Source organism: Aeromonas sp. DNRA1, from assembly GCF_963888745.1.
Taxonomy (GTDB): Bacteria; Pseudomonadota; Gammaproteobacteria; order Enterobacterales; family Aeromonadaceae; genus Aeromonas; species Aeromonas hydrophila.
This window is the reverse complement of record NZ_CAWPKQ010000001.1, coordinates 202,270-217,677: the sequence shown is the minus strand read 5'-3', so window position 1 is coordinate 217,677 and position 15,408 is coordinate 202,270. Positions and strand designations below refer to the sequence as shown.

The following is a 15,408-nucleotide window of genomic DNA, read 5'->3' as shown; positions in this document are numbered from 1 at the left end:
TACCTTGAAGTCGTTGAGTAACCTGCGCCAGCCCTTTATAACTAGTAACATAGCCCATAGCAGACGGGCGCCGATTAGCAAGTAACCAATCTAGTCTAACTTTTGAGCGAGTCAAGGAGTTGTTAACAACTGATGTGATCTGGTTAACAAGTCTATTGACAATCTTGTGTTAGGCGGTAGTAATCTAGAGGTACCAAAGCGCGATTATGAGCAAGCAGAAAGAACTCTTTGCTAATGAAGAGATTGCAGAAGCAGAGAAAACCAAGCTGCAACCGCCACCCATGTACAAGGTCGTCCTGAACAACGACGACTACACACCGATGGAGTTCGTGGTGGAGGTGCTGCAAAAGTTCTTTGGTATGGATTTGGACAAGGCCACTCAGGTGATGCTGAGCGTGCATTATAGTGGTAAGGGAGTCTGTGGCACGTTCACCGCCGAGATTGCCGAAACCAAAGTGGTCCAGGTCAACACCTATGCACGTAACAACGAACATCCACTGCTGTGTACCATGGAAAAGGCTTGAATCTGATGACTTGATGGCGATGACGACACCACATTGTTGCTGTACTAGGGGAGGTGCCTATGTTGAATAAAGATCTAGAAAAGACGCTGAACGAGGCTTTCAAACTGGCCCGTGACGAGCGCCACGAATTCATGACTGTCGAGCACCTGTTGTTAGCCCTGCTGGATAACAGTTCAGCCCATGAGGCGCTGAGTTCTTGTGGTGCTGACGTGGAGCTGATGCGCAAAGAGATCAGCGCATTCATCAGTCAAACAACCCCGCTTATTCCCCGTGACGATGAAGATCGTGAAACCCAGCCCACTCTGGGCTTCCAGCGGGTGCTGCAACGCGCCGTGTTCCATGTCCAATCATCGGGCAACACGGAAGTCAGTGGTGCCAACGTGCTGGTTGCCATTTTCAGCGAGCAGGAGTCCCAGGCCGCTTACTTCCTGAAAAAGGCCGAGATCAGCCGGCTGGACGTGGTCAACTTCCTTTCCCATGGCGTGCGCAAAGACAGCAAGCCGGACAACAGCAGCAACAATGCCGAGTCCGACGATGATGTGTCTGCCGCCCAGATAGAGAGCTTTGCCACCAACCTCAATCAGCTGGTGCTGGAAGGGCGTATCGATCCGCTCATCGGGCGGGATCAGGAGCTCAACCGTACCATCCAGGTGCTCTGCCGCCGTCGCAAAAACAACCCCTTGCTGGTCGGTGAGGCCGGGGTAGGCAAGACTGCCATCGCCGAAGGGCTGGCCTATCGTATCGTCAAGGGCGATGTGCCCGAGGTTATTGCGGGCAGCACCATTTATTCTCTGGACATGGGATCGCTGCTGGCGGGGACCAAGTATCGCGGCGATTTCGAGAAGCGCCTCAAGGTGCTGCTCAAGCAGATCGAGCGCCAGGAAGGGGCGATCCTGTTCATCGACGAGATCCACACCATCATAGGGGCTGGTGCTGCCTCTGGTGGTCAGCTGGATGCGGCCAACCTCATCAAGCCGCTGCTCTCCAATGGCTTGCTGCGTTGTGTCGGCTCCACCACTTATCAGGAATACTCCCAGATCTTTGAGAAGGACCGTGCTCTGGCGCGTCGCTTCCAGAAGATCGATATCGTCGAGCCCAGTGTGGATGACACCACCCGCATCCTGATGGGCCTCAAGAGTCGCTATGAGGCTCACCACGGGGTGCGCTACACCGTCAAGGCCATCCGCGCCGCGGTGGAGCTCTCTGCCAAGTACATCAATGATCGCCATTTGCCTGACAAGGCGATCGACGTGATCGACGAAGCCGGTGCCGGGCAACGGCTGCTGCCGGCGAGCAAGCGCAAGAAAGTGATCAATGTGCAGGAGATCGAAGCCATTGTGGCCAAGATTGCCCGCATCCCGGAGAAATCAGTCTCGTCTTCCGACAAGGAAGTGCTGAAAAATCTGGAGCGCAATCTCAAGATGGTGGTATTTGGTCAGGACAAGGCCATCGAGGTGCTGACTGATTCCATTCGCTTGTCACGTTCGGGCCTTGGCAATGAGCGTCGCCCGGTGGGTTGCTTCCTGTTTGCCGGCCCGACCGGGGTGGGCAAGACCGAGGTCACTCAGCAGTTGGGCAAGGCGCTCGGCGTCGAGGTGCTGCGCTTTGACATGTCGGAGTACATGGAACGCCACACCGTCTCCCGCCTGATCGGGGCACCTCCCGGTTATGTGGGCTTTGAGCAGGGAGGCCTGCTGACCGATTCGGTACTCAAACACCCGCACTCAGTGGTGTTGCTGGACGAGATCGAAAAAGCGCATCCGGATGTGTTCAACCTGCTGCTGCAGGTGATGGACAACGGCACCCTGACCGACAACAACGGGCGCAAGGCGGATTTTCGCAACGTGATCCTGGTGATGACCACCAACGCCGGCGTGCAGGAGACCCAGCGCAAATCCATCGGCTTCCAGCAGCAGGATATGAGCCACGATGCCATGGCGGTGATCAACAAGACGTTCAGCCCGGAGTTTCGTAACCGGCTCGATCACACCATCTGGTTCAACCATCTGGATATGACGGTGATACATCAGGTGGTTGACAAGTTCATCGTCGAGTTGCAGGTACAATTGGATGCCAAGGGCGTGTCTCTTGAAGTGTCCGAGGGTGTCCGCCACTGGTTGGCCGAGAAGGGATATGACAGGGCCATGGGAGCGAGACCCATGGGGCGGGTCATCCAGGAACACCTCAAGAAACCCCTTGCCAATGAGATCCTGTTCGGATCCTTGGTCGATGGGGGGGTAGTGAAGGTTGAGTTGATAAATGACAGCCTCAGCTTTGACTATCAGGTCAATGTTGAAGCTGTTTCCCACTAAGCCTGGCGCTGTTGGAAAACCACAAAAAACCCCAACCGGAAGGTTGGGGTTTTTTGCTGAATTCCTGGCTTAGCGAGAGCGGAAAACAATACGTCCCTTGGAGAGATCGTACGGAGTCAGAGCTACCGTTACTTTGTCCCCAGTCAGGATACGGATGTAGTTTTTGCGCATCTTGCCGGAAATATGAGCGATAACCACGTGACCATTCTCCAGTTCCACACGGAACATGGTATTGGGCAGGGTTTCGAGAATAGTGCCCTGCATCTCAATACTGTCTTCTTTAGCCATTGAATCCTCTTGATAAGCCACAACAAAAAATCCGCTGGATCATGCCGGATTTAAGGCTATGTGTAAAGTTTACTCGGGCTTGCTGTCGATATTTTTCCATTCCCCCTGTATCAACCGTTCATGGGGCAGATACTGGCGCTTGTAATTCATCTTGCGGCACTCCTCCACCAGATAGCCCAGATATAGCCAGCTGCGGCCGGTTCTTCTGGCCAGTTCCAACTGGCTCAGAATGGCGAAGGTACCGAGGGAACGATCCGCATGGGCCGGGTCAAAAAAGGTGTACATGGCGCTGAGGGAATGGGGCAGCAGATCCGTGGTAGCGACCCCGATCAGCCGGTTATCCTTGCGCATTTCCAGATAGAGGGGCGGCATCCAGTCGCAGTGCAGGAAGCCCTTGTACTGGGTGCGGCTGGGGGGATACATGCTGCCGTCATGATGGCGTTCGCGAATGTAGCGCTCATAGAGCTGATAGTACTCGGGCTTGTCGTCGTAGCTGAGTACCAGTTCGATATCCTGATTGAGCTGGCGGATCCGCTTCTGGCTGCGGCTTGGCACGAAGCGCTCGCTGTGGATGCGCAGGGACTGGCAGGCATTGCAGGCCGGGCAGTGGGGACGATAGATGTCGTTGCCGCTGCGCCGAAAGCCGGCCGTCAGCAGGCGTTCGTAGCCGCTGGCATTGAGCAGGCTGTGATCCATCAACACCAGCAATTGCTCCTGCTCATGACCCAGATAGCTGCATTGGTGCTTCGGGGTCAGCCCTACCTTGAGGATCACTTCTTCGGTCATAACAGAATGCTCCCCGTTTGCCAGCAATTGGCTGCCAGCGGTTGTCGGCTCAGTTGTGCCAGCGTCGTTAAAAATTGGCGTCTCGGCCACTCTTCTATTCCTAGGGTGGCCAAAAAATCGTTCTGCATCTGGCAATCGATCAAGGCGCCATCATGGCGGGCGAAGTGCCGACAGAGCGCCACCATAGCTAGTTTGGCGCCGTTGTCGATGCGGCTGAACATGGACTCGCCGCAGAATACCCGGCCGAGGGAGAGGCCATAGAGGCCGGCTTGCAGCTTGCCCTCTTGCCAGATCTCGATGGAGTGGGCATGGCCAAGGCGGTGCAACTGTCGATAGGCGTCGATCATGGGTGTGCTAATCCAGGTTCCACTGGCACTGCGACGGGGCGCGGCGCAGGCCGCTATAACCTCATTAAAGGCGCGATCGATGGAAATATCGAATGAGGTACCACGGATAAATTTGCGCAGGGTGCGACCGATGTGCAGCTGTTCCGGCCGGATGACGCCTCTGGGATCCGGTGACCACCACAGCAGCGGCTGGTGGGGTTCATTCCACGGGAAGATCCCCTTGTGGTAAGCTGCCAGCAAGCGGGCAGGGGAGAGATCCCCGCCGATCGCCAGCAGGCCGTTGGGTTCCTCCAGGGCATGTTCGGGGTCGGGAAACCAGCACAGCTCATCATCCAATTGGGTAAGATAGCGAGACATAAGGTAACGAGGTTCATAGATGAAGGCCATTATCCTGATAGTATCCAGCTTGTTTTGCTTTGTCACTGCGCCTGCCTGGGCGCAGGTCTACGAGCGCAATACGGCAAGACCCGTGAATCAGGTGGTGTTTGGCCAGGTCGAGACGGTGCGCAACATCACCCAGCGTCAAATTCTGGAATCAGAACACTCCGGCTGGAAAACCCTGGGTGGCGCCGTCCTGGGCGGTCTGCTTGGTAACCAGTTTGGTGGCGGTCATGGCCGTGAAATCGCTACTGCGGTCGGCGCATTGGCGGGGGCGGCCGCGGCGCAGCAGTATCAATCGGGCGGCACCGTGGTGGAGAACAAGCTGGTAGAGCTGCTTATTCGCAACGAGCAAAACGGGCTGGTGAACGTCATTCAGGATTACGATCCGGCCATGGTGTTCATGAACGGCGACAAGGTGCGCATCCTCTATTTCGACGATGGTGTGCGGGTCGACAAGACCTATTGAAGCAGGCGCTGGCTCAGGCGGTCATCAAGGGGGGAGAAGTGACCCGACACGCTGCCGGCTGGGCAAGCTGTCGGGCGGGTACTACACGGAGAACATCTGGCGAGGTAACGTCAGGCCGATGAGTCCTGCGACACTATCTTGTCACGGCCGGTGTTCTTTGCCTGATAGAGCAAGCGATCCGCCTCGCTCAGTGCCTCGTCCATGGAACCGCGCCCGACCTTGATCACGCCGAAACTGGCGCGTACAAACAGCGGCGTCTCCCTGGACAGCGGTTGCTGGCGCATCTGCTGGCGCAGCCCCTCCAGCCGTTTGAGCAGCACCGGCACGGTGCAGTGGGGCACCATCAGGGCAAACTCCTCGCCACCAAAACGGGCGATCATGGCATCGGGGAAGAACTGGGTGAGCAGCCGGGTGAGGTGGCAGAGCAGCTGATCGCCGATGGCATGACCCCAGTGATCGTTGACCTGCTTGAAGTGATCCACATCGAGCACGCACAGCGCAAGCGGCGTCTCCTGACGCTGGTGCTCCTCGAACCATTTCTGTCCTTCATTGAACCAGTAGCGCCGGTTGTAGAGCCCGGTCAGGTAGTCGCGATTGGCCGACTCCTGGATGCTGTTGAACTGCTCCAGCGCTTCCAGGTTGTGGCTGACCCGGCATTGCAGCTCTTCCGGTTCGAACGGCTGGTTGAGGAAGTCGTTGGCCCCCTGCTTGAGGTAGCGGGCGGAGAGGCCGCGCTTGTCCGACACCGAGATGCCGATGATGGCGAGCTGCTGCTTGCTGTAACGCTCGCGCAGCATGCGCACCAGGCTGATCCCGTCAATTTCTGGCATGTAGTAGTCGACCAGCACCAGCCGAATGGCCGGGTTCTGTTCGAGCTGGGCCAGGGCCTCGCGGGCGTGGCTCGCCTCATGCACCTGCAGCAGCTGCTTGCGCAACTGGGCCATGGTGCGGTGGCGGGAGGTGCGTGAATCATCGACCACCAGCACTTCGATGCGCTGGTTGAGGTAGAGGCGATGAACCAGGCTGACGGCGTATTGCAGGGAGTGGCGTGAATCCTTCATCACATAGTCCAGCACCCCTGCTTCCAGCCAGGCTGCGCGCTTCTCCTCGCTGATATCGGCAGTGAGGATCACCACCGGCAAGCCTCGCTCCAGCAACACCTTGACCGCTTCCCCGCTGGGGGCATCGGGCAGGGTCAGATCCACCAGTGCCACCACGTACTCTTCTCCCCGACAGTGGCGGGCCCCCTCCAGGGTATCGAATGCATCGATCTCCAGCCCGGTTTGCTGGGCAATGGCCTGGATCAGCATCCGTCGAATGGTCAGACTGTCCTCGACTATCAATATTTTCTGTTTCATCCGGCTCCTTAAAGTAAAAAGGCATGCCTCGCGGCATGCCTTTTATATCCCTTGTGCTTATTGCGCGTCCAGATAGCGTTCGGCATCGAGGGCGGCCATACAGCCGGTGCCGGCCGAGGTGATGGCCTGGCGGTAGGTGTGGTCGGCCACGTCACCGGCGGCAAAGACCCCTTCGATGCTGGTCTGGGTGGCGAAGCCGTCGAGGCCGCCACGCACCCTCAGATAGCCGTTCTGCATATCCAGCTGGTCGGCGAAGATCTGGGTGTTGGGCTGGTGACCGATGGCGATGAAGACGCCCATCAGTGGCAGGTCGGTGGTGGTGTCGTTCTGGGTGTTGCGCAGACGCACACCGGTCACCCCCATGTCGTCGCCCAGCACTTCATCCAGAGTCTGGTGGGTGTGCAGCACGATATTGCCGCTGGACACCTTGTCGTGCAGACGCTTGATCAGGATCTTCTCGGCGCGGAACTCGTCGCGACGGTGAATGAGGTGCACCTTCTTGGCGATGTTGGCCAGATAGAGCGCCTCCTCCACGGCGGTGTTGCCACCGCCGACCACGGCCACTTCTTGATTGCGATAGAAGAAGCCGTCACAGGTGGCGCAGGCGGAGACGCCGCGGCCCTTGAAGGCCTCTTCGGAAGGCAGGCCCAGATATTTGGCGGAGGCACCGGTGGCGATGATCAGTGCATCACAGGTGTATTCGCCGTTGTCGCCCTTGAGGCGGAACGGACGCTGGGTCAGCTGCACTTCATTGATGTGATCGAACAGGATGCGGGTGTCGAACTTCTCCGCATGCTCTTTCATGCGTTCCATCAGGGCCGGACCGGTCAGCCCCTCGGGGTCACCGGGCCAGTTCTCCACTTCGGTGGTGGTAGTCAGCTGACCGCCTTGCTGCATGCCAGTGATGAGCAGCGGATTGAGGTTGGCACGGGCGGCATAGACGGCGGCAGTGTAGCCCGCCGGGCCTGACCCTAAGATCAGCAGTTTGCTATGAGTGACTTGGCTCATGATGTGATTTCCGAGACGTGATGAGTTTGCGCGATTGTAGGTAATTCGTGATAAGGGGTCAAAGGCCAGTGAGTCGATTGCGTCAATCGGCTGGTGGGGTGGGAGGGGAGTAAGAAAGGGCTGAAAACCTGTCCTGTCGCGGAAGGCTCCACAACCGGGTTTGGCGCGCCTTGATAAGGAGCGTAATGGCTCTCTCGCCATGGTGATGTGAGAGGTCGCAGCTGGTATCCGCTGGCGCTTCCCGAACGTGGCACGCATTTCTATTGATAAGGTGGGGAAGGGAGCTTGCAGCCGCGTTTACCAGCGGGCGTTGCCCGCCAGGCTGATCCTGTCCGCTGGTGTGGCGGCGATCTAGACGCGATTGACAAGTTTTGGCGCAGTGGCCCTCGCTGCCGGTGCTTTGTCGCACAGCGCCTCAGGCCATGGCTGCCTCATGAGTACGGGGTCACCTAATACGGCTGCGCACTGACACGAGGTGAAAGCGCGTGTTGGCTGCTCTCCCGATGGGCACATTCACGATGGCGAACCCCCGTTATCCTGCAGGGCCAATGCCAAATCATTGCCGGGCAGTTGCGACGAAGACGCAGGGAAGGGGAGGCGTTATGTTTTGAGTCTGATGGATACGCTGGCCGCGGTGAAAATTGCTGCAATGCAGGACAAAATAGCGACAGTGGCAGCGCGATAATCTGCACCACCTGAATCAATGCCGCTTCCTGCGCCGCTTTGGGCGAAAACAGTATGGTTTCGTGCTGTCAGTTCACGTACACTGGCCACAGCCATGCCTACGCGGTATTCATGGTTTTTTATTTCTTTAGGTACACCGATAATCATGCTATCCCTCGACTATCGATTGGTGGTTTATGTTGCAAGCTAGTTTGGCAACATTTGCGCCTTGCATATTCAGGTATTGACAGGATTTGTGACCATAATTATAAAATGACTGGTGATTCTTACCAAAAAATAGCCAAAGGATGGAATAAATGATGGAAGCTAAGAGTCGGCTAAAGGATTTGGACAGGATTGACCGCAACATTCTGAATGAGCTGCAAAAGGATGGCAGAATTTCGAACGTTGAGTTGTCCAAACGAGTTGGCCTGAGTCCTACACCGTGTCTGGAACGGGTTCGTCGCCTCGAGCGACAAGGGTATATCGAAGGGTATGCCGCCATTCTGAACCCTCATTATCTGGACGCGTCTCTGCTGGTATTCGTGGAAATTACCCTCAATCGCGGTGCCCCCGATGTGTTTGAACAGTTCAACAAGGCTGTTCAGGTGCTCGAGGAGATCCAGGAGTGCCATCTGGTCTCCGGCGATTTCGACTATCTGCTCAAGACCCGAGTCAGCGACATGTCGGCCTATCGCCGTCTGCTGGGGGAAACCCTGCTGCGTCTGCCCGGTGTCAACGACACTCGCACCTATGTGGTGATGGAAGAGGTCAAACAGAGCAGTCGTCTGGTGATCAGCACCCGTTGAGTCGGGTTATGCTGTGGCTTGCCAGCCTTGCGACAAGTCACGACATTCAGAAACGAGCGGCCGGTCCGCTCGTTTCTTCTTATCGAGTCGGTTATGAATATGGCCGCCACGCCAGGCACTGGCTGACAACCGGTGGGCTTTTCAGGGATACTAGGCCCCCTTATCCCCCTGCATTACATGTTTTCAGAAAGGAGCCGGAGTTTGGCCGATAAAAAGCTGTTTACTCCTTTATCAGGTACACAACGGATCTTCGAAGCCGTCTTGATCGCCATCACCCTGATGGCTGCCTATCTCTTGCTTGCCCTGTTGTCCTACCACCCCGCCGATCCCGGTTGGTCCCAGACCTCCTGGCAAGGGGAGGTGAAAAACCTCGCCGGCAGCGCGGGGGCCTGGCTCGCCGACATCACCATGTTTACCTTCGGGGCGTTTTCCTATCTGGTTCCTCCCCTGGTCGTGCTGCTGGGCTGGAGCCTGTTCTGGCGCCCAAGCCGCCTGCTCGATGTGGATTACCTCACCCTGTCGGTGCGCATCGTCGGCTTCGTGCTGACCGTGCTCGGCATGTCCGCCATCGCCAGCATGAACTTCAATGATCTGCAGAATTTTTCCGCCGGCGGCCTGGTGGGGGACGTGATCTCCTCCGCCGTGGTGCCGCTGTTTGGCGGGGTCGGTGCCAACCTGATGCTGCTCTGCTTCGTGGCCACCGGTATCACCCTGTTCACCGGCTGGTCCTGGCTGACCATCGTCGAGCGGATCGGCGCTGCCTGCACCGGTTCGGTCAGCGCCGTTTACCATTTTCCCACCACCCTCGGCCGCTGGCTGACCGGTGGCTGGCGCCAGCCTCGCGTTGAGGGGCCGGATCCCTTGCTGGAAGGGGGCGTGGGGGCCATCGAGCTCGATGACGAGGAAGATGAGCCGCACTCCAGCTGGACCCGTCGTCCCAAGGAAAAGGCCAGCGCCAAGAGCCAGAAGGCCAAGTCCGATGAGTGGCTGCCCGAGCTTGATGAGGATACCTTCCAGTTCGACCCGCAGTTTGACGATGAAGATGACGAGCCTGCCCCCGTGGCCAAGGCCAAGCGTGCCGCCACCAACGGCGCCCGTCGTCAGCCTGCCCTGGTTACGGCCGATGACGAGGACGATGATCTCGACCTGCCCTGGGCGGAAGGGGATGAAGAGGCGCCTGCGCCGGCGGCTCCCACCCCCGGCAAGCCCAAGCGCCGCCTGCAACCTGGGCTGCCCCCCTTGCCGAGCATCGAGTTGCTGGACCGTCCGCCCGCCAAGACCCAGATGATGAGCAAGGACGAGCTGGAGCGCATGGGCCGGCTGGTGGAGGCGAAACTGGCCGACTACAACGTGCAGGCCAAGGTGGTGGGTGTCTATCCGGGCCCCGTCATCACCCGTTTCGAGCTGGATCTGGCGCCTGGCATGAAGGCGAGCAAGATCACCAACCTCTCCCGCGATCTGGCACGCTCTCTGTCGGCCAGCAGCGTGCGGGTGGTGGAAGTGATCCCGGGCAAGACGTTCGTCGGGATCGAGCTGCCCAACCGGGTGCGTCAGACCGTCTATCTGCGCGAGACCCTCGACTGCGACGCCTTCCGTGACAGCCGCAACCCGCTCACCATGGGGCTGGGTCAGGACATCGCCGGCGAACCCGTGGTGGTTAACCTCGCCAAGATGCCCCACCTGCTGGTGGCCGGTACTACCGGCTCCGGTAAGTCGGTGGGGGTGAATACCATGATCATCTCCATGCTCTACAAGTCGACGCCGGACGATCTGCGCTTCATCATGATCGACCCCAAGATGCTGGAGCTGTCGGTCTACGAGGGGATCCCCCATCTGCTGACCGAGGTGGTGACCGACATGAAGGACGCCGCCAACGCCCTGCGCTGGTGCGTGGGCGAGATGGAGCGTCGCTACAAGCTGATGTCGGCGGTGGGGGTGCGCAACCTCAAGGGCTACAACGACAAGGTGCTGGCGGCCATCGAGGAGGGTGAACCCCTGCTGGATCCGCTGTGGCGTCCGGGCGACTCCATGGATCAGATGCCGCCTGAGCTGGAGAAACTGCCCCACATAGTCGTGGTGGTGGACGAGTTTGCCGACATGATGATGATCGTCGGCAAGAAGGTGGAGGAGCTGATCGCCCGTATCGCCCAGAAGGCGCGGGCGGCCGGTATTCACCTGATCCTCGCGACCCAGCGTCCGTCGGTGGATGTCATTACCGGTCTCATCAAGGCCAACATCCCGACCCGTATCTCGTTCCAGGTGTCGAGCAAGATCGACTCCCGTACCATCATCGATCAGGGCGGCGCCGAATCCCTGCTCGGCATGGGCGACATGCTCTACATGCCGGCCGGAACCTCCAACCCGACCCGGGTGCACGGCGCCTTTGTCGACGACCACGAGGTGCACAAGGTGGTGGCGGACTGGAAACTGCGCGGCGAGCCGAACTACATCGAGGAGATCCTCTCCGGTGAATCCGGCGGCGAGGGCGGCAGCGGCGAATATGGCGCTGGTGACGACGAAGAGCTCGACCCCCTGTTCGACGAGGCGGTGGCCTTCGTGGTGGAGTCGCGCCGCGGCTCGACCTCCAGCGTGCAGCGCAAGTTCAAGATTGGTTACAACCGGGCGGCCCGTCTCATCGAGCAGATGGAAAACCAGGGCATCGTCAGCGCCCCGGGCGGCAATGGTCAGCGCGATGTGCTGGCCCCGCCACCGGTACGGGACTAAGCCTCACTCCTCTATCATCCTGGCCATGCCCCCTGCGGGCGTAGCTTTTTATCGAGATAGCCGTTATGAAAAGCATGATGAAAAAACAACTGTTGATGGGCACTGTGCTGCTGGTTGCCAGCAGCCAGGTGTGGGCCGATGCGGCCAGCGATCTCAAGCAGAAGCTGGCGGGGGTGAGCCTCTTCTCCGCCAAGTTTGCCCAGACCGTCTATGACAGCAAGGGCAAGGAGCTGCAGCGCGCCGGTGGCGATCTGCTGGTGCAACGCCCCAATCGCTTCAACTGGCACACCACCTCGCCGGACGAGAGCCTGATCGTGGCCGATGGCAAGGATGTCTGGGTCTATGATCCCTTCGTCGAGCAGGTCACCGCCCTCAAGATGAAGGATGCCGTGCTCAACACCCCCTTCGTGCTGATCGCCGGCAACGACAACAGCCTCTGGAAGAACTATGACGTGACCCAGGAAGGGGATGTCTACACCGTCACCAGTCGCAACCAGGACGAGCTGATCGCCTCCTTCCGCATCACCTTCGACAGGCAGAACAACATCAGCCGCTTCGACGTGAAAGAGGCCCAGGGTCAGTGGAGCGAGTTCACCCTGAGCAACTTCAACCGCAAGCCGGTGCTAAAGGGCAATGAGTTTGTCTTCAAGACGCCTGCGGGGGTCGCGCTGGACGATCAGCGCTGATGAGCAGGCGGTCGCTGGATTTCGCGTCGGTCCGTCTGCCAATGGATGGGCGTGACGCTGGGGGTCAATACAGATGAGCAACTTGTCGCTGGATTTCTCGTCGGACTTTCGTCCGCTGGCGGCCCGGATGCGGCCGCAAACCCTCGAGCAGTACATAGGTCAGCAACACATCCTGGGGCCTGACAAGCCCCTGCGCAAAGCGATCCTAGCCGGCCACTGCCACTCCATGATCCTGTGGGGGCCTCCCGGCACCGGCAAGACCACGCTGGCCGAACTGATGGCCCACTACTGCCAGGCCGAGGTCGAGCGGCTCTCGGCGGTCACCTCCGGCATCAAGGAGATCCGCGCCGCCATCGACAAGGCCAAGGAGAACAGCTGGCGCGGGGTGCGCACCATCCTGTTCGTGGACGAGGTGCACCGTTTCAACAAGAGCCAGCAGGATGTGTTCCTGCCTCACATCGAAGACGGCACCATCACCTTTATCGGCGCCACCACCGAAAACCCCTCGTTTGAACTCAACAACGCGCTGCTCTCCCGGGCCCGGGTCTATCTGCTCAAGCGACTGGAGGAGGAGGACATCCTCACCCTGATCGATCAGGCGATGCAGGACGCTCGTGGGCTCAATGATCCGGCGCTAACCTTCGCCCCCGGGGTGAAGGAGGCGCTGGCCAAGGCGGTGGATGGGGACGGGCGCAAGTCCCTCAACTACCTGGAGCTGCTGGCCGACATGGCCGAGCCCGATGGCAGCGGCCACAAGCTTATTGACAGTACCCTGCTGGCCGCCGTGGTGGGGGAGCACGTGGCTCGCTTCGACAAGGGGGGCGATCACTTCTACGACCTCATCTCGGCGGTACACAAGTCCATTCGCGGCTCGGCGCCGGATGCGGCGCTCTACTGGTATGCCCGCATGGTGAGCGCCGGTTGCGATCCGCTCTATGTTGCCCGCCGGCTGCTGGCGATTGCCTCCGAGGACGTGGGCAATGCCGACCCGCGTGCCATGCAGGTAGCGCTCTCGGCCTGGGACTGCTTCCACCGCATCGGGCCGGCGGAAGGGGAGCGGGCCATCGCCCAGGCGATCGTTTACCTCGCCTGCGCCCCCAAAAGCAATGCGGTCTACACCGCCTGGAAGGCGGCGCTTCACGACGCCAAGAACCTGCCTGACTTCGAGGTGCCGCCGCACCTGCGCAACGCACCGACCAAGCTGATGAGCGAGCTGGGCTATGGCGCCGAGTACCGTTACGCTCACGACGAGCCAGGTGCCTATGCCGCCGGCGAGCAGTACTTCCCGCCCGAGCTGGCCGGCAAGCAATACTATCAGCCCACCGAGCGGGGGCTGGAGAAGCAGATTGGCCAGAAGCTCGACTATCTGCATGAACTGGATCGGCAGAGCCCGCGGCAACGGGACAAATAGTGGTGCGATGGCGGCTGGTAGCGAGGCTCTCCCGGGTCTGTCTTGCCTGGTTGCGCGTTAATTGGTCAGCCGATTTGATCCAGGTCGTCATCCCCCGGAAAACAGGGCAAAACGGGCGCAATAGTCCCTGTTCGGGCGGGGGGGCGGTCTGATACACTGGCCCTCTGACCCCGCTTGTCTTGGCCTGGTGCCATCTTCTTGATTTCGAAGGCCTGCTCACCATAGGCCCGATTCTGAAAGACGACAGGGGTGTGCCAACCGATGTTAACTTCCGGATCTGTTTTCCAGCCCGTCATGATGACTCAGGCCCAGATCCCATTTTAAAAAAGTAGGTAAACCATGCTGGATCCCAAATATCTGCGCAGCGATATCGCCGAAGCTGCCGCTCGTCTGGCGACACGTGGCTACGTTCTGGACGTAGCGGCTGTCAATGCTCTGGAAGAGAAACGCAAGGATCTGCAGTCCCGTACCCAGGAGCTGCAGGCCGAGCGCAACGCCCGCTCCAAATCCATCGGTGAGGCTGCCCGTCGCGGCGAAGATGTTGCCCCGCTCAAGGCCGAGGTCACCAAGATCAACGAAGAGCTCGAGACCAGCAAGGTCGAGCTGGATGCCCTGCTGGCCGAGCTGAAGGTCATCGCGGACGCCATCCCCAACCTGCCGAGCAACACCACCCCGGTCGGTCGTGACGAGAACGACAACGTGGAAGTGCGCCGCTGGGGCACCCCGCGCGAGTTCAACTTCCCGGTACGCGATCACATCGATCTGGGTGAAGCGGCCAAGGGCGTTGACTTCAAGAACGGCGTCAAGCTCTCCGGCTCCCGCTTCGTGGTGATGAAGGGCCAGATTGCCCGTCTGCACCGTGCCCTGGCCCAGTTCATGCTGGACCTGCACACCCTGCAGCACGGTTACACCGAGTGCTACGTGCCCTATCTGGTCAACCCTGACAGCCTGTACGGCACCGGCCAGCTGCCGAAGTTCTCCCAGGACCTGTTCAATACCGGCATCGACGGCGAAGGGGAAGAAGAGGGCAAGGTACGTAAGTTCTCCCTGATCCCGACCTCCGAAGTACCGCTCACCAACATGGCCCGCGACGAGATCTTTGACGAGCAGGAACTGCCCATCAAGATGACCGCCCACAGCCCCTGCTTCCGTTCCGAAGCGGGCTCCTACGGTCGTGATACCCGTGGTCTCATCCGCATGCACCAGTTCGACAAGGTCGAGATGGTACAGCTGGTTCACCCGGAAAAATCCTGGGAAGCGCTGGAAGAGATGGCGGGTCACGCCGAGAAGGTGCTGCAGTTGCTGGAGCTGCCGTATCGCGTGATGGCGCTCTCCACTGGTGACATGGGCTTCTGCGCCGCCAAGACCTATGATCTGGAAGTGTGGCTGCCGGCCCAGAACACCTACCGCGAGATCTCCTCCGTCTCCAACTGCACCGACTTCCAGGCACGCCGCATGCAGGCTCGCGTGCGCATCGATGGCAAGCCGCAGCTGCTGCACACCCTGAATGGCTCCGGCCTGGCAGTGGGTCGCACCCTGGTGGCGGTGATCGAGAACTACCAGCAGGAAGACGGCCGCATCGCCATCCCGGCGGCGCTGCAATCCTACATGGGCGGCCTGACCCACATCGGGTAAGCGCTCATTG

14 protein-coding genes are annotated in these 15,408 nt (G+C 59.5%); 8 read left to right on the top strand and 6 right to left on the bottom strand.

The window, feature by feature from the left end:
- Positions 1-206 precede the first annotated feature (206 nt).
- Together clpS and clpA are read left to right on the top strand one after the other, a co-directional pair.
- Positions 207-524, top strand: coding sequence for an ATP-dependent Clp protease adapter ClpS (gene clpS / locus AACQ43_RS00950; protein ID WP_005300028.1), 318 nt, complete (start codon positions 207-209; stop codon positions 522-524).
- Positions 525-583: 59 nt separating this feature from the next.
- Positions 584-2,836: an ATP-dependent Clp protease ATP-binding subunit ClpA gene (gene clpA, locus AACQ43_RS00945; protein WP_118881399.1), complete on the top strand. Its 2,253-nt coding sequence runs from the start codon at positions 584-586 to the stop codon at positions 2,834-2,836.
- A gap of 69 nt (positions 2,837-2,905) precedes the next feature.
- On the opposite strand, the gene infA is transcribed toward clpA, so the two are convergent.
- The 3 genes from infA to aat form a co-directional block, all read right to left on the bottom strand.
- Positions 2,906-3,124, bottom strand: coding sequence for a translation initiation factor IF-1 (infA, locus tag AACQ43_RS00940; protein WP_005300033.1), 219 nt, complete (start codon positions 3,122-3,124; stop codon positions 2,906-2,908).
- 69 nt (positions 3,125-3,193) lie between these two features.
- On the bottom strand, positions 3,194-3,910 hold the full coding sequence (locus tag AACQ43_RS00935; protein WP_011705735.1) for an arginyltransferase: 717 nt from the start codon (positions 3,908-3,910) through the stop codon (positions 3,194-3,196).
- Positions 3,907-4,614 (bottom strand): leucyl/phenylalanyl-tRNA--protein transferase, encoded by a 708-nt coding sequence (gene aat / locus AACQ43_RS00930; protein WP_017409664.1) that lies wholly within the window; start codon positions 4,612-4,614, stop codon positions 3,907-3,909. Before aat ends, AACQ43_RS00935 begins: the two co-directional genes overlap by 4 nt.
- Before the next feature lie 19 nt (positions 4,615-4,633).
- Here aat and AACQ43_RS00925 point away from each other — a divergent pair, with 19 nt between their 5' ends.
- A complete protein-coding gene (locus tag AACQ43_RS00925) occupies positions 4,634-5,104 on the top strand; it encodes an outer membrane lipoprotein (RefSeq protein WP_011705737.1) in 471 nt (156 codons plus the stop codon).
- Positions 5,105-5,214: 110 nt separating this feature from the next.
- Here AACQ43_RS00925 and AACQ43_RS00920 read toward each other — a convergent pair whose 3' ends face one another.
- The 3 genes from AACQ43_RS00920 to AACQ43_RS00910 form a co-directional block, all read right to left on the bottom strand.
- Positions 5,215-6,462 (bottom strand): response regulator, encoded by a 1,248-nt coding sequence (locus AACQ43_RS00920; protein ID WP_011705738.1) that lies wholly within the window; start codon positions 6,460-6,462, stop codon positions 5,215-5,217.
- Between the two features lie 57 nt (positions 6,463-6,519).
- The gene (trxB, locus tag AACQ43_RS00915) at positions 6,520-7,470 is read right to left on the bottom strand and encodes a thioredoxin-disulfide reductase (RefSeq protein WP_168965460.1); all 951 of its coding nucleotides are present in this window, start codon (positions 7,468-7,470) and stop codon (positions 6,520-6,522) included.
- A 600-nt stretch (positions 7,471-8,070) separates the two neighbouring features.
- A complete protein-coding gene (locus AACQ43_RS00910; protein ID WP_075384527.1) occupies positions 8,071-8,301 on the bottom strand; it encodes an alanine dehydrogenase in 231 nt (76 codons plus the stop codon).
- Positions 8,302-8,450: 149 nt separating this feature from the next.
- On the opposite strand from AACQ43_RS00910, the gene lrp reads away from it, so the two are divergent.
- The 5 genes from lrp to serS all read left to right on the top strand — a co-directional run bounded on the left by lrp (position 8,451) and on the right by serS (position 15,398).
- A complete protein-coding gene (lrp, locus tag AACQ43_RS00905) occupies positions 8,451-8,942 on the top strand; it encodes a leucine-responsive transcriptional regulator Lrp (RefSeq protein WP_005300047.1) in 492 nt (163 codons plus the stop codon).
- Between the two features lie 201 nt (positions 8,943-9,143).
- Positions 9,144-11,666 (top strand): DNA translocase FtsK, encoded by a 2,523-nt coding sequence (locus AACQ43_RS00900; RefSeq protein WP_168965458.1) that lies wholly within the window; start codon positions 9,144-9,146, stop codon positions 11,664-11,666.
- A gap of 77 nt (positions 11,667-11,743) precedes the next feature.
- The gene (lolA, locus tag AACQ43_RS00895; protein WP_042066569.1) at positions 11,744-12,352 is read left to right on the top strand and encodes an outer membrane lipoprotein chaperone LolA; all 609 of its coding nucleotides are present in this window, start codon (positions 11,744-11,746) and stop codon (positions 12,350-12,352) included.
- A gap of 73 nt (positions 12,353-12,425) precedes the next feature.
- Positions 12,426-13,763 carry a replication-associated recombination protein A gene (locus AACQ43_RS00890; protein ID WP_168965456.1) on the top strand — a complete coding sequence of 446 codons (1,338 nt, stop codon included), beginning with the start codon at positions 12,426-12,428 and terminating at the stop codon, positions 13,761-13,763.
- 339 nt (positions 13,764-14,102) lie between these two features.
- Positions 14,103-15,398 (top strand): serine--tRNA ligase, encoded by a 1,296-nt coding sequence (gene serS / locus AACQ43_RS00885; protein ID WP_168965454.1) that lies wholly within the window; start codon positions 14,103-14,105, stop codon positions 15,396-15,398.
- Positions 15,399-15,408 lie beyond the last annotated feature (10 nt).